The sequence below is a fragment of the Yersinia alsatica genome (genome assembly GCF_902170305.1).
GTDB lineage: Bacteria > Pseudomonadota > Gammaproteobacteria > Enterobacterales > Enterobacteriaceae > Yersinia > Yersinia alsatica.
The window spans coordinates 123,455-142,952 of the sequence record NZ_CABHWW010000007.1 but is presented as its reverse complement, the minus strand read 5'-3'; the positions used below and the strand labels follow the sequence as shown (position 1 = coordinate 142,952).

Genomic DNA, 19,498 nt, shown 5'->3' with positions numbered 1-19,498 from the left:
AGATCAATGCAATATCGCATTGATCTCTTTGCCGTGGGATGGGGTTACACCCGGCGTTTTGTGGCGGAATCCATCCACACAGCCAACAGTAAAATGGCACCTTTGACAATGTACTGCCAGAAAGTCGGCACATCTAGCATGCTCATCCCATTGTCGAGAGAAGCCATGATAAATGCCCCCATGACTGCCCCGGCAACGCTGCCTATCCCACCGGCAAGACTGGTGCCGCCAATAACACAGGCGGCAATAGCATCCAGTTCGGCAATGTTTCCCGCAGAAGGTGAACCCGCCCCCAGACGTGAGCTGAGAATCAAGCCTGCCATGGCGACCATCAGGCCGTTAATCGCAAATACCGCTAATTTAGTGCGTTCAACGTTCACCCCAGACAAGCGGGCAGCATCAATATTGCCACCAATGGCATAGATCCGACGGCCAAATGCGGTGCGGGTCGCCATAAATATCCCAGCCAGCATCAATGCCGTAAGAATTAATACCGGAGTAGGAACACCACGATAATCATTCAATAAATAGATGGCACCAAGAACAATAACCGCGGTAATAGATTGGCGGGTCACATCCCCCTGTGGAGCCGCTACGGGTAGGCCCAACCGGATGCGGTGACTGCGCCGACGCCACTGCCAGGCAACAAACAGCATCAGACCAATGGCACCAATACCAAATCCGAGTCCATTCGGCAGATAACTTTGACCAATTTGTGACATGGCACTACTGGTTGGTGACACCGTGGTGCCGTTGGTGATACCAATCAAGATGCCGCGAAAAGCGAGCATCCCAGCAAGTGTGACAATAAACGAGGGCACTTTGCGATAAGCAACCCACCACCCGTTCCAAGCGCCGAGCAGCAGGCCCAATCCCAATGTCACCACGATAGTGAGCGGCAATGGCCAGCCGAGCCACACGTCAAAAATTGCCGCGATACCGCCCAACAACCCCATCATTGAGCCAACCGACAAATCAATTTCTGCCGAAATAATGACGAAAACCATCCCCACAGCCAAAATGCCAGTAATGGCGGTTTGCCGCAGTAAATTCGAGATATTTCTGGCGCTGAGATACGCCCCTTCGGTGGTAAAAGTGAAAAAAAGCATAATAACGGCAATGGCCGCCAGCATGACAAAAACCTGTAAATTAAGCGATTTTAGCCGAAATAATGGCTTTTTATTGCCATTTTCTGGTGTGTTTGCTTCAGTTTGATTAGCTTGCGACATGGGTTTCACTCCTGAGTGCGGCTTCCATGACCTTTTCTTGAGTCAGGTTATGGTTAATGAGATCAGCTTTAATGCGCCCTTGATGCATGACCAGCACACGATCACTTAATCCCAATACCTCCGGCAATTCAGAGGAAATCACAATAACCGCTATCCCCTGCTGGACCAATTGATTGATAAGCTTATAAATTTCATATTTTGCACCGATGTCGATGCCGCGAGTCGGTTCATCGAGAATCAAAATTCGTGGGTTCAACAGTAAGCATTTGGCAAGAATCGCTTTTTGCTGATTGCCCCCACTCAGGCGAGCAATTGCCAGTTCCGAAGAGGACGTTTTCACTTTTAAGCGGGCGAGGGACTGCACGATAGTTAATTGCTCTTTAGCGTCATCCAGCATGCTAAAAGCACCGGTAAAATCATCTAATGCAGCCAGTGTGATATTGGCTCCCACCCCCATAACCGGCACGATGCCATCTTTTTTGCGATCTTCCGGCACCATCGCAATGCCCAGTTTCATGGCCTGCTGACAATTAGTGATGGTTACCGCCTGACCATCAATAAGAATATCCCCCTGCCAGCGGCCTGGGTAAACACCAAACAAGCATTGCACTGTTTCTGTCCGGCCAGAACCCACCAGTCCGGCAACGCCAAGGATCTCGCCGCGTTTCAAGGAGAAAGAGACCTCATCCACTCGGCGGATATGGCGATTTACCGGGTGCCAGGCGCAGAGATTTTCTACACGGAGAATTTCTTCACCAATATGATGAGCTTCGTGGGGATAGAGCTCTTTTAGTTCGCGCCCCACCATCATGGCGATGATGTCATCCTCACTCATGGTTGCCGCCGGGCGCGTACCAATATGGCGACCATCGCGAATCACACAGATATGGTCCGATATAGCTTTCACTTCATTTAGCTTGTGCGAAATATAGATGCAGGCAATACCGTGATTACGTAGGTCACGAATAATATCCAGCAAAATAGCGGTTTCGCTCTCAGTGAGAGAAGCCGTTGGCTCATCCAGCACCAACAGCCGCACTTGTTTGTTTAGCGCTTTCGCGATTTCAACCAATTGCTGCTGCCCTAACCCCAACTCACCCACCGGCGTGTGAGGGTCTACCACCAGTTTTACCTGTGCCAGCATCCGCTGGCAGCGCAAATACATGGCATCGTAGTCCATAATGCCGAAACGCCCCCATTCGGAGCCGAGGAACATATTTTCTAACACTGACATTTGCTTCACTAATGCCAATTCCTGATGAATTATGGCAATGCCTTTTTGCTCTGTATCACGAATATTTTTGGCCTGAAGCGTTTCACCTGCAAAAATTATTTCCCCTTGAAAGGAGCCTATAGGGTAAATACCACATAACACTTTCATTAGTGTGGATTTTCCAGAACCGTTTTCCCCGCACAAAGATAATACTTGTCCAGCCTCAAGTGTCAGGCTGATATTATCGACAGCTTTAACAACGCCGAATTGCTTGGTTATTTCTTTCATTTCTAGCAGGTAGGGCATAATTCCCCCATATAACCTTCGTACTTGAGGCTGTAAAGTGTTAGCCACAACCTCAAGCACTTTGGCATATATGAAATAACAGTTAATTTAATAAGCCAGATAAAACCCCGGCAGTAAATTAATTAATATCTGATTTTTTGTGGAACCCATCAGCAATAACTGTACTATCGATATTGTTTTTATCCACAGAAATTGGCGTTAATAAATAAGCGGGAACATCCTTAATACCATTATTTAATTTGCTGTTTGATTGCGGTTGTTCGCCTTTACCTAAGGTCACGGCAATTTCTGCAGCATCATTCGCTAATTTACTGATTGGCTTATATACCGTCATGGTTTGGGTGCCAGCAACAATACGTTTTATTGCTGCCAAATCAGCATCCTGCCCGGAGATAGCCACTTTGCCGGCCAACCCTTGTGCTGCCAATGCCTGAATAGCCCCCCCTGCAGTGGCATCATTAGAGGCGACAACAGCATCAATATTGTTATTGTTCGCTGTTAACGCATTCTCCATGATTTTTAACGCATTTTCCGGTAACCAGGCATCAACCCACTGGTCGCCCACAATCTTTATTTTCCCGTCTTTTATCAAAGGATTAAGGACATTCATTTGCCCCTGACGGAACAATTTGGCGTTGTTATCGACCGGGGAGCCACCCATCAGGAAATAATTACCCTGTGGCACTCTTTCAACCAAACTTTTAGCTTGTAATTCACCGACTTTTTCATTATCGAAGGAGATATAAAAATCAATATCAGCATTATTTATCATGCGGTCATAAGCTAAAACTTTTATCCCTTCTCGTTTTGCTTCAGCAATAACATTACTTAATACTTGTCCGTTGTAGGGAATAATAACCAACACATCAACGCCGCGATTAATCATATTTTCAATTTGCGACATTTGAGTTTCTTCATTGCCATTTGCTGATTGGACAAATACTTTAGCACCGAGTGACTCAGCTTTGTTAACAAAAATATCGCGGTCTTTCTGCCAGCGTTCAAGACGGAGGTCGTCTATCGCCATACCGATTTTAATTTCTTTACTGAATCCGGGCTGGCTAATCATTACCAGTGCGGCGCAAGCGGAGAGTAAAATGTTCTTAAATTTCATCTTTCGGTACCTTTCTTATTGTGCAAGCAGGGTAAGAGAAACGGTAAACATCAACTGCAATAGGGATTGTTGACGCTTATTTGTCCATCGGCAATTACAGATTTTTATCCACCAATTATGTTTTTTGGTTTAATGTTAATTTTATGATAACGATCATGTTTTCTTTCCTACAAAATACATAATTCCAGCCAGAGATGTTATCAGCGCAATGAATATTAAGGTGTTTCTATAATTAATCGGTTATTTATGAGATCTACGCCACAATTAATAATTCTCTGAATTTAAGTGTGAAATAACGTAATTGAGAGAATGGCCAACAACTCCGAAGATAAAAGCTCACCAGCCCGGCGATGCGGGCCAGCTTCCAAGGAGTATTGCATGCAATCTTATTTTGATGAATTAGAACAAGTGCGTTACGAAGGCAGCCAGAGCGATAATCCGCTGGCATTTCATCACTACAATCCGGATGAAATTATCCTTGGTAAGCGGATGGCTGACCATCTGCGCTTCGCCGCTTGTTACTGGCACACATTCTGCTGGGCCGGTGCCGATATGTTCGGTAGCAATGCCTTTAACCGCCCATGGCAACAACCGGGTGATGCAATCACCTTGGCGAAACGTAAAGCTGATGTCGCTTTTGAGTTCTTCCACAAACTGAATGTGCCTTATTACTGCTTCCACGATATCGATGTTTCTCCAGAAGGGGCATCTCTTAAAGAATATCTGAATAACTTCGCAGTAATGACCGATGTATTGGCCGAGAAACAAGAGAGCAGCGGCGTAAAACTGTTATGGGGTACTGCCAACTGCTTCACTCATCCGCGCTACGGGGCCGGAGCTGCAACCAATCCAGACCCAGAAGTCTTTAGCTGGGCGGCGACTCAAGTCTTCACTGCCATGAATGCCACCCAAAAACTTGGCGGCGAAAACTATGTGTTATGGGGCGGACGTGAGGGCTACGAGACACTGTTAAACACTGATTTACGCCAAGAGCGCGAGCAAATTGGCCGCTTTATGCAGATGGTCGTCGAGCATAAACACAAAACCGGTTTCCAGGGCACCTTACTTATTGAGCCAAAACCACAAGAACCGACTAAGCATCAATATGATTATGATGTTGCGACTGTTTATGGCTTCCTCAAGCAGTTTGGGCTGGAAAAAGAGATTAAAGTGAATATTGAAGCCAACCATGCCACTCTGGCTGGCCACTCATTCCATCATGAAATTGCTAGCGCCATTGCTTTAGGCATTTTTGGCTCGGTAGATGCAAACCGCGGAGATCCGCAACTCGGTTGGGATACTGACCAGTTCCCGAACAGTGTGGAAGAGAATGCGCTGGTGATGTTTGAGATTCTTAAAGCGGGCGGTTTTACCACCGGTGGCCTGAATTTTGATGCCAAAGTACGCCGCCAAAGCACCGACAAATATGACCTGTTTTATGGCCATATCGGGGCGATGGACACCATGGCGTTAGCCCTGAAAATTGCGGCCAAAATGATTGAAGATGGTCAATTGGATCAACGCGTCGCCAAACGCTATGCCGGTTGGAATACTGAACTGGGTCAGCAGATCCTGAAAGGCAAAATGTCGCTGGAAGATTTGGCGCGCTATGCCGGCCAACATAACCTGAACCCGCAGCACCAGAGTGGGCATCAAGAGCAACTGGAAAATCTGGTGAATCGCTATATCTTCGGCTGATAGACCCAGCGAATAGATAGAGGTTTAGATATTCCCAAATAGTTAATAGGCGTAATTGGCGCAGGCAGTTTGGGCCTGGACAGCGCACAGGAGCCGGAGCGTACACGTAGTACGTGAGGATTCCGAGCACTGCTCAGGCTCAAAATGGCAAGTGAGATAGCCTATATATTAAGGAAAACATATGTACATTGGCATCGATCTGGGCACCTCCGGCGTTAAAGCTATTCTGCTGGCTGAAAACGGGCAAGTGATTGCCAGCCAAGGTGCTGCGTTATCCGTCTCTCGTCCACATCCTTTATGGTCAGAACAAAACCCTGCCGATTGGTGGCAGGCAACTGATCAAGCCATGCAAGCCCTTGCCGCAAAACATGATTTACAGCAGGTCAAAGCCCTTGGGTTGACCGGGCAGATGCACGGCGCGACCTTACTGGACAATCAGCGTCAAGTGCTACGTCCAGCCATTTTATGGAATGATGGCCGCAGTTACTCCCAGTGTCTGGCGCTGGAACAAGCAGTGCCGCAGTCACGTCAGATTACCGGTAACTTGATGATGCCGGGCTTTACCGCGCCGAAACTGAAATGGGTGGCAGAACATGAACCAGATATTTTCAGTCGGGTCGATAAGGTGCTGTTACCAAAAGATTATCTTCGTTTTCTTATCAGTGGTGATTTCGCCTCTGATATGTCAGATGCCGCCGGAACAATGTGGCTGGATGTCGCCAAACGTGACTGGAGTGATGAAATGTTGGCGGCCTGTGGTTTGAATCGCCAGCACATGCCAGCCCTGTTCGAAGGCAGCCAAATCACCGGCCATGTCAGCGCTGATATTGCAAGCCGCTGGGGAATAAAACCAGTGCCGGTAGTGGCAGGCGGTGGTGATAATGCTGCCGGGGCCATCGGCGTTGGTCTGTATCAAACCGGGCAAGCGATGTTATCGCTGGGCACTTCCGGTGTCTATTTTGCGGTCAGTGACGGCTTCCTTAGCAATCCCGCCAGTGCAGTTCACAGTTTTTGCCATGCATTACCGAATACCTGGCACCTGATGTCCGTCATGCTGAGCGCCGCATCCTGTCTTGATTGGGCTTGCCAACTCACCGGAGCCGAGAGTGTTCCCGCACTCATTAAAACCGTGGAAAATACGCCACCAGCAGACACGCCGGTGTGGTTCCTGCCCTATCTCTCTGGCGAGCGCACGCCTCACAATAACCCAAATGCTAAAGGGGCTTTCTGGGGCTTTACTCACCAACATGGTCAGGCAGATTTAGCGCGTGCGGTGCTGGAAGGAGTGGGATTCGCATTAGCCGACGGGATGGATGCCCTGCATGCCAGCGGGTTGCAGCCTAAATCGGTCACATTGATTGGCGGTGGCGCACGCAGCCCCTATTGGCGGCAAATGTTGGCGGATATCAGCGGCCAAACACTGGAGTATCGCACCGGAGGGGATGTCGGCCCAGCACTGGGTGCGGCTCGATTGGCACAAATTGCTCTGAATCCGGATATTCCATTGGCAGATTTACTGCCCGCACTGCCGCTGGAACAGACCCATTATCCTGATGCTCAACAGCATGAGTATTACGCTGCTCGTCGCGGCACCTTTAAACAGCTTTATCAGCAATTATTGCCCTTAATGTAAATCACCACGCTGATCTGGTCTCTTTTGTTCCCTATGATGGCCGGATTTGGCATTCCACTTAACGTAAAACGCGGTGATGATGGCCCTCTACCCATACAACGGAGGGCCGGAAATGACTAACAGCGCATTACTGATTATTGATGTCCAACAATCGTTCGAGCATAAAGATTTTTGGCAGCCGCAAGATTTACCGGCATTTTCTGCGGCATTAAACCAGCTAATAACGGGCTGCAAGCAGCGGGGCGTGGCTCTGGTGGATGTCTTCCATGTGGCCGCTGAAGGGCCGTTTTCACTGGCTTCTGGCTATGTTAAACCTATGTCGCTGGTTTCCCATCAAGCGGATGTTACCGTGCAAAAGCGGGTGCATAATGCACTGACTGACTCGGGGCTGGATCAATGGCTCAAGGAGCGGCACATCAATCACCTGATTATTGCCGGGATGCGCACGGAGCAATGCTGCGAAACCACCGCTCGCGTGGCGTCAGATCTGGGTTATCAGGTAACATTTGTCACCGAGGCGACACTCACCTTCCCGATGACCCAACCCAATGGCGTGCTACTCAGCAGTGCGGAACTCAAGCTGCGCACTGAAACCGTGCTGGTTGAGCGTTTTGCCGCCATCAAAACTGTGGCACAAGCTCTGGATGCATTGGATTCACAACCGCCCGTCACCGCCGCTGAAAAAAACCTCAGCTGGCAACCACAACCTTATTTACCTCGAGCCATCACGCCCAGCGGTATCAAAAACCTGAGCCGTTGGCAGTTGAAACGCTATGTTATTCGTTATTCGCAGGCTCAAGGGGCAGCTCCCGATTACACCCCGGCTTATCAACTCGTTAGGCAGTGGTTACCTAATGAAGCTGAAACGGTAAATCGCCCCGGGGTAGGGTTGGTGATCGAGCATCAAGGTAAGACACTGAATTACTTGATTGTCGGGTGGTGGGATAATGAAAATGAATTGCGGGTGAAAGTCTGGGTACAGGAACAGGGAGTTTGGCGCGCGGCACGAGATGAATCTTTCTGTGTGTGGGATTTGCAGGTAATCGCCTTTGAGCGCGATGCTTTTGTTGATACTTTGCTACAGCATGCTCCGGATATTCCGGCTTATATGAACCGCACTCTGACGGTAACTGTGGATTAATTATGCAACGAAATGTCTACTTTCTCTTGCTGCCCGGCGTGTTATCGCTGGATTTAACTGGCCCGGCGGAAACTTTACGGCTGGCGGGGTCATTTAAACTTGCCTATATCAGCCCATTACCCGAGGTGATGTCCTCCACCGAGATGATGTTGGGCCAGTTACAGTCACTGCCTGATAATTTGCCAGAAGGCAGCTTGTTGGTGGTGCCGGGAGTGAGTGATTCGCGCCACTTCTTTGCGACCGAAACAGCAGCCATCGCCCGTCAGTGGTTACAGCAGCAGAAAGCCGCCATTGCGCAGCAAAAAACCATCTTAGTCTGTGTTTGTTCTGGCGCATTGCTGGCGGCCCAAGCCGGATTACTCGATGGTTATCAATGCACTACTCATCACCACGTTTTGGAGCGGTTGCGCCAACAAGCACCGCGCGCGCAAACCAAAGAGAACCGGATATTTGTTGAAGACCGTGGGGTGTATACCAGTGCTGGAATTACGGCGGGTATTGACCTGTCTTTGCATCTGATTAGCCGCTATTGCAGCCCACAAACTGCATTAGAGGTGGCGCGAGAGATGGTGGTTTACTTCCGTCGCTCTGGTGATGACCCACAGCTTTCACCTTGGCTACGTTATCGCAATCACCTTCATCCGGCAGTTCATCGCGCCCAAGATGTAATGTCCGCAGAACCGCAAGCGGAGTGGTCGCTGCTACAGGTTGCACAAAAAGCACATGTCAGCAGCCGCCATTTGACCCGACTATTTCGCGAACATGTCGGTATCAGTGTGCGTGAGTTTCACGAGCAATTACGGGTGGCAGTGGCTGAAGTCCGTTTGCAGGAAGGGCTTAATCTGGAGAAAGCGGCGCTGGCAGCCGGATTTTCATCCGGACGCCAGCTACGTCGCGCGCAACAACGTGGGCTCGCCGTGATTAACTGACCAAACGCCGCCGGTCAATGCACTGTAGCCCCATCGATAATAACGTGCTCAGTATCAGAGCCAAGGCGAAGACATAGAAAATATCCAGTATCGGATAAGCAGTAAAATCATAATGATGGGTACGGATAAAATGAATAATCAGCGCGTGGAAACCGTAAATTGCCAGTGAATGCCCGGCAAGCCAACTCAACCAGGCAATCGGCTGGTTAAGGCAGTTTTTAAACCACACCAGCAGTGACACGGCAGCAACAAAGACCAGCGGGCCGCAATACATATAAAAAGTATCGGCGAAGCTACCATTGATTCGTGTCTGTTTCTCCGTCGAGATGGCAATCAATATGATACTCACGATAAACAGCAATGCCGCCCCCCAACTGATGGCCCGCCCTTGAGTTTCCAGCATGCCAATTGCCCGCCCCAGCAGGGCATACAGCAGATAATAGAAAGTATCGCCATAGATATAGAGGTTTATCGGCAGTAAATGGAAGCCGCCAATCGAATATTTACTGGCCTGTGGATTAGCCAGCACGGCCAACAGCAGGATGATAACGGCCAAATAACGGCCCGATACCGGCTTGACGTTAATCAGCGGGGAAACCAAATAAACCACGATAATGGCGTAGAAAAACCACAAATGATAAAACACCGGCTTTTGCATGATATTCATCAATGCAGCCCAACCATTGATGGAGGTCAGGGTCGAAATATAAATCAACGCCACCAAGCTGTAGAACAACAGACACAGCCCGATACGGGTAAAGTGCTTTGGCTGCGCGCTTTTTTCACCAAAAAACAGATAGCCGGAGATCATAAAGAACAGTGGCACACATGCCCGAGACGCCGAATTCAGCAGATTGGCAATGTCCCAGTTTGCTTCCCCCACCTGCGCACCGCTGGTGACGTAATAGGTGGTGGCATGGATCATGACCACCATAATGCAGGCCACAGCCCGCAGATTATCAATCCAGCCAATCTTATTGGTCATGCATACTCTCTATCACCCGTCTTACTGTTACCGACATAAAAGACTTATCTATTTAGAATGCAAATAATAAGATGGCAAACAATAACGTAAATTAGAATATATACGCAAAGTAAATACCTAAAGTCATTAGCATTCCAGTCAGCCAATAAATCCGGCGGAGCCAAGGACGATGGGTAATTGTTGCTATACGGTTATATTGACGGCAAAATAGCCGTCCCGACATGCTCTGATTGTACATCCTGCTTGAGCGGTCTCATTTTTTTATGTTTACTATTAATAGCTTAATCTATGCAAACTTCATTTTCACCCGCGACGCGTTTAGGTCGACGGGCGCTTTTATTTCCTCTGTGTTTGGTATTGTTCGAATTTGCCGCCTATATCGCCAACGATATGATTCAGCCAGGTATGCTGGCGGTGGTGGCAGATTTTAACGCCAGCGTAGAGTGGGTTCCGACTTCCATGACCGCTTATCTAGCGGGCGGTATGTTCCTGCAATGGCTACTTGGCCCCTTATCGGACCGTCGTGGGCGACGCCCGGTGATGCTAGCTGGCGTGGCATTCTTTGTCGTGACCTGTCTTGCTATTTTACTGGTCAATACCATTGAACAGTTTATTGCCATGCGTTTCCTGCAAGGCATTGGCTTGTGCTTTATTGGCGCGGTGGGTTACGCCACCATTCAGGAATCATTTGAAGAAGCGGTCTGTATTAAAATCACCGCACTGATGGCAAACGTGGCACTCATTGCTCCACTGCTTGGACCATTGGCCGGTGCTGCCCTGATTCATGTGGCCCCGTGGCAGACTATGTTTGTGCTATTTGCCGTGCTGGGAGCCATTTCATTTGCTGGCTTGTGGCGCGCTATGCCGGAAACCGCCTCGCGCAAAGGTGAGAAACTGTCAGTCGGTGCAATGTGGCACGACTATAAGCTGGTGCTCGCTAACCGCCGCTTCCTGTGCGGTTCGCTGGCATTGGGCTTTGCCAGCCTGCCCCTGCTGGCGTGGATTGCTCAATCTCCGGTCATTCTGATTAGTGGTGAGCAGCTCTCGACGGTTGAATACGGTATCTTGCAGGTTCCTATCTTCGGCGCACTGATTATTGGTAATCTGACACTGGCAAAATTGAGTGGCAAAACCAGCGTTCCGCAGCTTATCCGCTATGGCGCAGGCCCGATGATTATTGGCCTGATGGTTGCCGCTGGCTCAACACTCTATTCATCCCACGCCTATCTGTGGATGACCGCTGGGCTGAGCCTTTATGCCTTTGGTATTGGTCTGGCAAACGCCGGTTTGGTACGACTGACACTGTTCTCCAGTGATATCAGTAAAGGGACGGTATCCGCCGCCATGGGGATGATCAGCATGATGGTCTTCACCCTAGGAATCGAATTTGCCAAAGTGGCTTACCTGTGGGGCAATAGCGGCGTCTTCAATCTGTTTAATCTGATCAGCGGCTTGCTGTGGCTGGGCTTGGTGGTGATATTTATCCGCCGTCAGCCGGAGACAATAGCAGTGGAGTAATGTTATTAAATGCTGAAGGAATCTCTTCTTCAGCATTTAATAAAGATGATTTACAGCCGAAAATCGGTGTGTAGTTGCAACCAATGGGCCCTTAATATTTTTTTATGGGCTTCATTCATAGGTAATAAGGCTAACATATCAGGCCATGTTTGACGGGCAATTTCCATTGCATCATCTAAATGGGCCTTAATAGCCAGATAAGGCGCATCTATTCTCTCACACCATTTTTTGAACGTGGAAAAATTGATTAAATACCACTGTTTCTCTTTTGCCATTCTCAATGCAAGTTCGGACTCATTTGTCATATACACTTTAGTGCATACAATGTCATATGCAGGGGATAACTTTGCATGACGCCCATCAGGGTAAGTCACCGTCCAATTTTTCAAATGGGCATCCCCATTGGCTAATAAGATATTGCCTAATAGGCGACGAGCCATTTGTTGCAGATCGGCTAAACCACCAGCATCGTTATATAAAACAGCGGCAATTTGTTCATAATTTTTATCTGCGTATTTTTTGCTGGGATACAAATTAAAAATTTGTGCAAAATCCTCCGTGTGTATTCGCCCTGTTCCTTTTGCAGAACGATCAAAACGGCGGATAAGATAAGCATGCTCACCTGTGGGGAGTTGGATATCAGGTAAATTATCGATCTCGTCTAGTGAAACCAAATTTATTTCGGGGATCTCAATGCCAATGGCTTGCGCCAGGCGCATCACTGAGTATTCATTTTCGGGAACATTTTTATGCACTGTTGACGGTGTTTTAACAATCCAGTCATCCTCACCCACTTCGGTGGTTATCAAGTATCGCCCATCTTGATAACGAGATGAAAACTTCATCTGTATACCCGCCAAAGAAAATTTATCCGCTATATTTTTTATATCTATCTGTACTGCTTCTATTTTATTGTGAGCGGACAGTGCCCATTGTGGAATACTACCTCTGAGCAGCGGGCGGGCAACTAAAGCGCCAGCAAGATTCTCACCAGCCCGCGCTAATAGCGGAAACTCATTATCTTCATGAGTTTTTAACTGTGTTGTCATCATCTTCCGTAGCGCGCCTTCAGGTAATAAATTAGATAATACTGGTGGTAATCTTTGCTTATTAATTTGTACTTTCCGTAAATAATCTGGGTCAACTTGCTGAGTTAAGGTAAAAATTGGCCGCCGTATTTCTGGCATCGCGATATAATCAGGATCAAACGATAAAGCATTGCGCCCACCGGTATAGTGAACCAAAACGCCAATGCGGATATCACCTAAATAAAGCGCCAGCCCCTCTACTTGCTCAACTTGCTGCGCCATCAGCTAGTCCTCCAGATTTTTATATTTTGTTTGCCAGGGATCATTCTGTGCTGTGATGTTTTCATCATCTATTACTGTGTTTGTCGTCATCCTGCCCGCGCGAATTTCCTGTGCCTGTTCTCTGGTCACTAACAGTATTTCCAGATCGAAACCAGCCAAAATGCGTAAAAAGGTGGAGAGCTGAATATCCCCCCCTTTTTCAAATTTGGAAACCTGCTGCTGCGTCATGCCGTTGACTAAGCGCATATCTGATTGTTTCAGTTTTTTCTGTTGGCGGATCTCTTTCAGCTGTGTCGCCACATCATTGAGTGTTCTCATTCGGCCCTCATGACATTAATTATGATGTACGCTAAGACTAGCACATCTAAAGAGATGTAATTGAGAGATAAAACATACGATAAGATGTGTAAAACACGAAAAACATCAATAAGTATGTGTCAGAGATTAAATACATCTTATATTATGTATTTGATTCAATTTACATTAAATTCGATGTATTTAATGAATAAAACATCTAAAGAGATGTTTAGGATGATGGCAGAGGAGGAGAAAACAATCCTCGGTCGCGCAAGAAGTGGTCGTTACCCCGGCGTCGGGTAAATCCGCTGCGGTCAAAGAATTCGAGAATCTGAATGGCCAGCTTGCGGCCAATGCCCAGCCGATCGCGAAAATCTGCGGCGCTGGTGCTACCTTGACTGGCATCCAGCTCACGAACTAAATCAGCAAACTGCTCAATACACTGACTCAGATAGTAGCGGTCCGGAACTATTGCGGTGATATGGCCCAGTTGCGCCGCTTTTCGTAGCAGGCTACGCATCTCATCTTCATCTATTGGCAGTGTGACGGCCAAATCACGTACCCACCACGGAGAATCAACAAAGTAGGGAGCGACTTGCTGCCATAACTCCTGCTCCTGCTCGGTAAATGCCAACCCATGCTGCGGTAGATGCAACCAGCCACGGGTATTTTTTAGCGCCCCTTGCACCAGCAAGTTATCAATCAGGCGAAATACCAAACCCTCATCTAATGTCGGCAATGCCATACGCCGCAAACGTGCACGGCCTAGCCCCAATTGATCGCCATGTTGCTGATGATATAAGCATAAAACATGTAATAGTGTCTGCTGCGCCTGCTGAGCATGTGGGGGTGACAACGCGATATCACCGGCCACAATGCTATTCGTGCTCGCCAGCAACGCGGCGGTATCAGCGTCTTTAAGCTGGCGCGCCCAACTGAACTTATGTATCGAGACCGGCCCTTGCGTCAAATGCAAATCCAAGACTTCACGATCACTGGTTGCCTGCGCCAACTCGGTTAACCAAGTCAAGAATGCTGGCTGCCGTTTGCCCCGTTTAGGGACCGCCAAATGAATGACCCGCGCCCCGCCCAAGGTCTTCTTCGCGGCAATATCCCGCAGGATTAAACGATCATTCTCAGCCAGCCAAAGAGGGTTATCCAGTAACAGCTCGGCCAATATCAATTGAGGTTTATCATCAGCGGGTTGCGGGCTGCTGAGCAGCGAAAAACGCCCGGTGATATGGCTGGCCGCATGGTGCAAATGCAGCGGTTGCCAATGCTGTATCGGCGCGTCTGCATCAACGACAACCAGCACGCGATCTAGCGCCTCTGGCGGCTGTTGCGCTAAGAGCCAGTCCCCGCGATTAATCTGTTGCTTGCTAATATCGCCGCTGATATTCAGGGCAATACGTTGACCGGCTTGCGCCTGCTGAGTATCTTGGTTTTGGGCATGGATACCACGAACTCGAACCGGGCAATCACCACCGGTGAGCCACAATGTATCGCCCACCGCGACCTTGCCTGCCAATGCCGTGCCAGTCACCACTAGACCGGCACCTTTCACACTGAATGCGCGGTCAATAGCCAGACGAAAACGCCGTTGCAACCGGCTGTTATTTTCATCTGGCGAATAACAGTGCGCCAAATGTTCGCGTAATTCACTGATACCCAGAGAGGTGGTCGCCGCGGTAACAAATAGCGTCACTTGCTCTGCTTGCCAGCCCTGTGCCGCCACTTCAGCCATCACCTGCTGGCGCACTTGGCTAATGCGCTCGTCATCAACTCGATCGGCTTTGGTTAGCGCGACCGTCAGTGTCGGATGCCCACTCAACCGTAAAATGGCCAAATGCTCACGGGTTTGTGCCATTACGCCGTCATCGCAGGCCACCACCAGCAGGGCATGGTCGATACCGCCTATGCCAGCAAGCATATTGGCTAAAAACTTTTCATGACCGGGCACGTCTATAAACCCGATAATAGTGCCGTCAGGTTGCGGCCAATAGGCATAACCCAGATCAATCGTCATCCCGCGCTGTTTTTCTTCGGGTAGGCGATCGGCATTCACGCCAGTAATAGCCTGTAAAAGTGTGGTTTTGCCGTGGTCAACATGACCCGCGGTTGCAATAATCATGGTGCCAATTCCCTGAGCAAGGTTGCTTCATCCTCAAGACAGCGTAAATCCAGCCATAAGCGCCCATCAGCGACGCGGCCAATCACAGGTTTAGCCAAACTGCGCCAGCGCTCGGTTAGCGCTTCCAAAGCACTGCCGCTGCCATCTTTGGGGGCAAAAGTCACCGCCCAACTGGGTAATCTATCTACCGGTAACGAGCCGCTACCAATCTGCGACCAGCATGGCTCTACTGCCAGGGTAAAATGAGCATAATGGTCGGCCAACGCAGCCCGTACCCGCTGGGCACTCTCGGCGATAGCTTCTGCTGGGCGGGTCAGTAATCGCATGGTCGGTAATAGCTCGGTCAACCGGTCTGGCTGCTGATAGAGGCGCAAAGTCGCATCCAGCGCAGCCAGCGTCATTTTATCGGCCCGCAACACCCGCTTGAGTGGATGCTGCTGCAATTGGTCAATCCACTGTTTTTTACCCAGAATTATCCCTGCCTGAGGGCCACCCAGCAGCTTATCACCCGAGAAAGTGACCAAATCGACACCCGCCACAATCAATTGCTGCGGCATAGGCTCGGCAGGTAAACCATAGCTAGACATATCGATAAGCGAACCGCTTCCCAGATCGGTGGCGGTAGGGATGGCAAACTCGCGCCCCAACGTGGCCAGTTGCTGCTCGGCAACCGATGCAGTAAAGCCTTCGATGCTGTAATTGCTGGTATGGACCTTCATCAACAGGCCGGTATGTTCATTGATAGCCTGACGATAATCTTTCAGATGCGTGCGGTTGGTGGTCCCCACTTCAACTAATTCACAGCCTGCCTGGCGCATCACATCGGGAATGCGAAAAGCACCGCCAATCTCGACCAATTCGCCACGAGAAACCACCACCTGTTTCCCGGCCGCCATCACGGTTAACATCAGGAACACTGCCGCAGCATTGTTATTGACGATGCAAGCATCCTCAGCCCCGGTCAATTCACAGAGTAAATCCGCGACCGCCCGGTCACGATGACCACGACGCGCGCCACTCAGCGAATATTCCAGAGTCACGGCCCCGCGCATGGCGTCATTCACCGCGGAAATGGCAGATTCGGCCAACAGCGCGCGGCCTAAATTGGTATGCAGGACGGTACCGGACAGGTTAAAGACGGGTTTTAATGCGGGCTGACGTTGGCTTAACCGGTGACGTAGAGCAGCAGGCCAGTCGATACACCAATCAGCCAACCTATCAAATTGACGAATATGCTCTCTGGCCTCTAACTGCATCTGGCGTAAAGTTTCAGCCAATAGAACAGAGCCATATTCTGCCAGCAATGGTGCCATTTCAGGCTCACGCAGCAGGCGATCAATTGCCGGTAACTGACGGTATAACAAATGTGATTCTGCGCTCATAGTCACTCAGATATTCGTCACTCTGCGGGTGGATTAAACAGTATTGACGCTAGCATTAAGTATTACTCACCGGGAAACAAAAACGGATTGATACTGCTGCGGGCAAAACCTTCGCCTTCCATCTTGGCATCGAGAATCAGCGAGGCCAAATCATCGGCGACAGCTTCCACTTGAGGGTCTTTTTCCTGATACAAAATTTTCAGGTAAGTGCCGCAATCACCACAGCTTTCGGCTTTCACTGCCGCCAACTCGCTGTCCAATGACCAGTAGTTTAGATCTCGCGTCTGTTCGCAGTTACTGCATTTAATCCGCACCACATGCCACTCACTCTCACACAAGTTACAGTGCAAATAGCGCAAACCATTGTTGGTGCCAATATGTACCACACTGGATACCGGAATACTGCCACATACCGGGCAGAACTGACGGTGTTCACCATACTCTGCACGCGCTTTGCCAGGAATCTGGCTGGCCATTTGTGCCCAATACAGTGACAATGCGGCCCAGATAAATGGCGATTTTTCGCTGCCAATCTGTGCAAACTCGCGGTTTAACAGCGCATCGGCGTACAGTTCCAGCTCATGCACCGAGGCTTTATCCAGATTATCCAATACCGCCTGAATATGGTCGGGAGCATCCGGGCGTAGCTCGGCGATCAGCGCTGACAGTAGCTTGCGCCAATGTTCAGTACGCGGAAAAACACTCAAATCCAGCGGTGGTTTACCACTCGCCGCGGATTGCGCCAACTCGGCTTGCATATCCAGCACCAGCGGATGGTCATGCAGCGCTTTTTGCTGGGCTTGCGTAATTTTAGCCGCAAAGTCCAGATAGTCAGCTAATGGGTTATCCAGCGCTAACTGCTGCAAACGTTCGGTGCGCCGGGTATACAGGCTTTTTAAATTCGCGAAAAGTAACGGCGGGATATTCCCCGCCGTTGTACCTTTTTCGCTCTGTTTTCCTAATTGATCTTTAGGAACAATGCGAATACTCATCAGGGTTTCTCTTCCTGTTTTTTCTGAAGCTGCCGTTTGGCGTTGACCTCACGATACCAGCGTGGATGGTGCTTTTTAGCCCATGCTGCCGGTACCCAACCTTCCACCATCGCGGTAATCGTGCCTTTCACCCATAGGGCGGCATAGATATGCACCATAATCACGATAATCAATCCCACCGCCGCCAGTGAGTGCACTAACAGTGCCAGGCGAATCAGCGGAATCGGGAAAGAAGGCGCAAAGTAAGGCCGCCAAATCACCACGCCACTGGCCAGTAGCAGCACCAGACTGATAATAGCAGCCCAGAATACGCACTTCTGACCAAAATTATAGCGTCCAGTGTCGCCCACTTCCTCATTCATGGCAATTTTGTGGATATTTTTAGCCCATTCCAGGTCTTCCTTGTTAATCAAGTTATGTTTCCAGTAACGGAAAAACATGATCAGGAAGGCTGCGAACATAATCACCCCAGCGAAGGGGTGAAGGATGCGCGCTAGCTGGGGAGTACCAAAAATATTCATCAACCAGTTAAATGACGGGAAGAAGAACCCCAAACCACTGATAGCCGCCAGCATGAAACAGAAGGCAACTATCCAGTGGTTGATTCGCTCCGGCGCACTGTAGCGCTGGATCCGCTTTTCTTTTTTCATTTCCGCGTCTCCCCGTCGTCTGAGTGCTCAGCGGTGGTCTGCTCTGGTTCCTTAGGCGCAGTATCAGAAGGTGTGGCATCCGGCTTATGCTCTTCGTCCTCTTCTTCTTCAACCCGGTTCGGGCCGACACCAACGTAATGGAAGATACTGGCGGCAAAGGTGGCTGCAAAGCCAACCGCCGCCAGTGGTTTCCAGATACCTTTCCAGAAGGTCACTGTCGGGCTGATGGTCGGGTTCTCCGGCAAACCATGATAAAGCTGAGGTTTATCCGCATGATGCAGCACATACATCACGTGGGTACCGCCAACACCCGCCGGGTCATATAACCCAGCGTTATCAAAGCCACGGGTTTTCAGCTCCGCCACTCGGCCGGCAGCCACTTCCTTCATCGACTCTTTAGTACCAAAGTGGATCGCCCCGGTCGGGCAGGTTTTCACACAAGCAGGTTCCTGGCCGACACCCACGCGATCGACACACAGGGTACATTTGTACACCCGATTATCGTCTTTGTTCATGCGCGGCACATCAAACGGGCAACCGGCGATGCAATAACCACAACCGATACAGTGCTCTGACTGGAAATCAACGATGCCATTAGCGTACTGAATGATTGCCCCTTCCGACGGACAGGCCTTCAGGCAGCCTGGGTCAGCACAATGCATGCAGCCGTCCTTACGGATCAGCCATTCCAGTTTGCCGCTATCTTCATCTTCAACTTCAGAGAAGCGCATCACCGTCCATGATTTAGCCGTCAAATCAGCGGGGTTATCGTACACCCCGACGTTATAACCCACTTCATCACGAATATCGTTCCACTCCGAACACGCCACCTGACAAGCTTTACAGCCAATACAGGTGGTGACGTCGATAAGTTTGGCTACCTCTTCCTGATGGTTACGATCCTGTGGCGGCGGCGTAAGGGAGTTGGTGCCGGAGCGCCGGATAATGTCTTGAGTTTGCAGTGACATAG

At 49.6% G+C, this 19,498-nt stretch carries 16 protein-coding genes; 5 read left to right on the top strand and 11 right to left on the bottom strand.

Annotated elements, in window-relative coordinates; all coding sequences use genetic code 11:
- Window positions 1-44: 44 nt before the first annotated feature.
- The 3 genes from xylH to xylF all read right to left on the bottom strand — a co-directional run bounded on the left by xylH (window position 45) and on the right by xylF (window position 3,862).
- Entirely contained in the window at window positions 45-1,229 is a 1,185-nt protein-coding gene (gene xylH, locus FTA96_RS02580) for a xylose ABC transporter permease XylH (RefSeq protein ID WP_050123796.1), read from the bottom strand.
- Window positions 1,216-2,748, bottom strand: coding sequence for a xylose ABC transporter ATP-binding protein (locus tag FTA96_RS02575; RefSeq protein WP_145573122.1), 1,533 nt, complete (start codon window positions 2,746-2,748; stop codon window positions 1,216-1,218). Before FTA96_RS02575 ends, xylH begins: the two co-directional genes overlap by 14 nt.
- Before the next feature lie 118 nt (window positions 2,749-2,866).
- Window positions 2,867-3,862, bottom strand: a complete 996-nt coding sequence (gene xylF, locus FTA96_RS02570) for a D-xylose ABC transporter substrate-binding protein (protein WP_145573120.1) — start codon at window positions 3,860-3,862, stop codon at window positions 2,867-2,869.
- 378 nt (window positions 3,863-4,240) lie between these two features.
- Between xylF and xylA the strand changes: the two genes are divergently transcribed.
- From xylA to FTA96_RS02550, 4 genes are all read left to right on the top strand, one after another.
- Complete coding sequence (xylA, locus tag FTA96_RS02565) at window positions 4,241-5,560, top strand: xylose isomerase (protein WP_050109220.1); 1,320 nt, start codon at window positions 4,241-4,243, stop codon at window positions 5,558-5,560.
- Window positions 5,561-5,741: 181 nt separating this feature from the next.
- On the top strand, window positions 5,742-7,193 hold the full coding sequence (gene xylB / locus FTA96_RS02560; protein ID WP_050123800.1) for a xylulokinase: 1,452 nt from the start codon (window positions 5,742-5,744) through the stop codon (window positions 7,191-7,193).
- A gap of 112 nt (window positions 7,194-7,305) precedes the next feature.
- Window positions 7,306-8,334 (top strand): isochorismatase family protein, encoded by a 1,029-nt coding sequence (locus FTA96_RS02555; protein ID WP_186372840.1) that lies wholly within the window; start codon window positions 7,306-7,308, stop codon window positions 8,332-8,334.
- Between the two features lie 2 nt (window positions 8,335-8,336).
- Complete coding sequence (locus FTA96_RS02550; protein WP_145532962.1) at window positions 8,337-9,263, top strand: GlxA family transcriptional regulator; 927 nt, start codon at window positions 8,337-8,339, stop codon at window positions 9,261-9,263.
- Here FTA96_RS02550 and FTA96_RS02545 read toward each other — a convergent pair.
- Window positions 9,256-10,248 (bottom strand): acyltransferase, encoded by a 993-nt coding sequence (locus FTA96_RS02545; RefSeq protein ID WP_145573117.1) that lies wholly within the window; start codon window positions 10,246-10,248, stop codon window positions 9,256-9,258. The two genes, FTA96_RS02550 and FTA96_RS02545, sit on opposite strands and share 8 nt — an antisense overlap.
- Window positions 10,249-10,536: 288 nt before the next feature.
- On the opposite strand from FTA96_RS02545, the gene FTA96_RS02540 reads away from it, so the two are divergent.
- The gene (locus FTA96_RS02540) at window positions 10,537-11,766 is read left to right on the top strand and encodes an MFS transporter (RefSeq protein WP_050109225.1); all 1,230 of its coding nucleotides are present in this window, start codon (window positions 10,537-10,539) and stop codon (window positions 11,764-11,766) included.
- A gap of 50 nt (window positions 11,767-11,816) precedes the next feature.
- Here the strand turns inward: FTA96_RS02540 and FTA96_RS02535 are convergent, their stop codons facing one another.
- The 7 genes from FTA96_RS02535 to fdxH form a co-directional block, all read right to left on the bottom strand.
- Complete coding sequence (locus FTA96_RS02535; protein ID WP_050135221.1) at window positions 11,817-13,076, bottom strand: type II toxin-antitoxin system HipA family toxin; 1,260 nt, start codon at window positions 13,074-13,076, stop codon at window positions 11,817-11,819.
- Window positions 13,077-13,079: 3 nt separating this feature from the next.
- Window positions 13,080-13,394, bottom strand: coding sequence for a helix-turn-helix domain-containing protein (locus FTA96_RS02530; protein ID WP_050135218.1), 315 nt, complete (start codon window positions 13,392-13,394; stop codon window positions 13,080-13,082).
- Window positions 13,395-13,602: 208 nt separating this feature from the next.
- Window positions 13,603-15,504 carry a selenocysteine-specific translation elongation factor gene (gene selB / locus FTA96_RS02525; protein WP_145573115.1) on the bottom strand — a complete coding sequence of 634 codons (1,902 nt, stop codon included), beginning with the start codon at window positions 15,502-15,504 and terminating at the stop codon, window positions 13,603-13,605.
- Window positions 15,501-16,886 carry an L-seryl-tRNA(Sec) selenium transferase gene (gene selA / locus FTA96_RS02520; RefSeq protein ID WP_145573114.1) on the bottom strand — a complete coding sequence of 462 codons (1,386 nt, stop codon included), beginning with the start codon at window positions 16,884-16,886 and terminating at the stop codon, window positions 15,501-15,503. The genes selB and selA overlap by 4 nt, the downstream gene beginning before the upstream one ends.
- A 62-nt stretch (window positions 16,887-16,948) precedes the next feature.
- Window positions 16,949-17,878, bottom strand: coding sequence for a formate dehydrogenase accessory protein FdhE (gene fdhE / locus FTA96_RS02515; RefSeq protein WP_050123816.1), 930 nt, complete (start codon window positions 17,876-17,878; stop codon window positions 16,949-16,951).
- On the bottom strand, window positions 17,878-18,528 hold the full coding sequence (gene fdoI / locus FTA96_RS02510) for a formate dehydrogenase cytochrome b556 subunit (protein WP_050109231.1): 651 nt from the start codon (window positions 18,526-18,528) through the stop codon (window positions 17,878-17,880). Before fdoI ends, fdhE begins: the two co-directional genes overlap by 1 nt.
- The gene (fdxH, locus tag FTA96_RS02505; protein WP_050145993.1) at window positions 18,525-19,496 is read right to left on the bottom strand and encodes a formate dehydrogenase subunit beta; all 972 of its coding nucleotides are present in this window, start codon (window positions 19,494-19,496) and stop codon (window positions 18,525-18,527) included. Before fdxH ends, fdoI begins: the two co-directional genes overlap by 4 nt.
- Between the last annotated feature and the right edge of the window lie 2 nt (window positions 19,497-19,498).

Bases quoted from the DNA above. Each gene is read 5' to 3' on its own strand.
- xylH (WP_050123796.1), bottom strand. From the start codon at position 1,229: ATGTCGCAAGCTAATCAAACTGAAGCAAACACACCAGAAAATGGCAAT.
- FTA96_RS02575 (WP_145573122.1), bottom strand. From the start codon at position 2,748: ATGCCCTACCTGCTAGAAATGAAAGAAATAACCAAGCAATTCGGCGTT.
- xylF (WP_145573120.1), bottom strand. From the start codon at position 3,862: ATGAAATTTAAGAACATTTTACTCTCCGCTTGCGCCGCACTGGTAATG.
- xylA (WP_050109220.1), top strand. From the start codon at position 4,241: ATGCAATCTTATTTTGATGAATTAGAACAAGTGCGTTACGAAGGCAGC.
- xylB (WP_050123800.1), top strand. From the start codon at position 5,742: ATGTACATTGGCATCGATCTGGGCACCTCCGGCGTTAAAGCTATTCTG.
- FTA96_RS02555 (WP_186372840.1), top strand. From the start codon at position 7,306: ATGACTAACAGCGCATTACTGATTATTGATGTCCAACAATCGTTCGAG.
- FTA96_RS02550 (WP_145532962.1), top strand. From the start codon at position 8,337: ATGCAACGAAATGTCTACTTTCTCTTGCTGCCCGGCGTGTTATCGCTG.
- FTA96_RS02545 (WP_145573117.1), bottom strand. From the start codon at position 10,248: ATGACCAATAAGATTGGCTGGATTGATAATCTGCGGGCTGTGGCCTGC.
- FTA96_RS02540 (WP_050109225.1), top strand. From the start codon at position 10,537: ATGCAAACTTCATTTTCACCCGCGACGCGTTTAGGTCGACGGGCGCTT.
- FTA96_RS02535 (WP_050135221.1), bottom strand. From the start codon at position 13,076: ATGGCGCAGCAAGTTGAGCAAGTAGAGGGGCTGGCGCTTTATTTAGGT.
- FTA96_RS02530 (WP_050135218.1), bottom strand. From the start codon at position 13,394: ATGAGAACACTCAATGATGTGGCGACACAGCTGAAAGAGATCCGCCAA.
- selB (WP_145573115.1), bottom strand. From the start codon at position 15,504: ATGATTATTGCAACCGCGGGTCATGTTGACCACGGCAAAACCACACTT.
- selA (WP_145573114.1), bottom strand. From the start codon at position 16,886: ATGAGCGCAGAATCACATTTGTTATACCGTCAGTTACCGGCAATTGAT.
- fdhE (WP_050123816.1), bottom strand. From the start codon at position 17,878: ATGAGTATTCGCATTGTTCCTAAAGATCAATTAGGAAAACAGAGCGAA.
- fdoI (WP_050109231.1), bottom strand. From the start codon at position 18,528: ATGAAAAAAGAAAAGCGGATCCAGCGCTACAGTGCGCCGGAGCGAATC.
- fdxH (WP_050145993.1), bottom strand. From the start codon at position 19,496: ATGTCACTGCAAACTCAAGACATTATCCGGCGCTCCGGCACCAACTCC.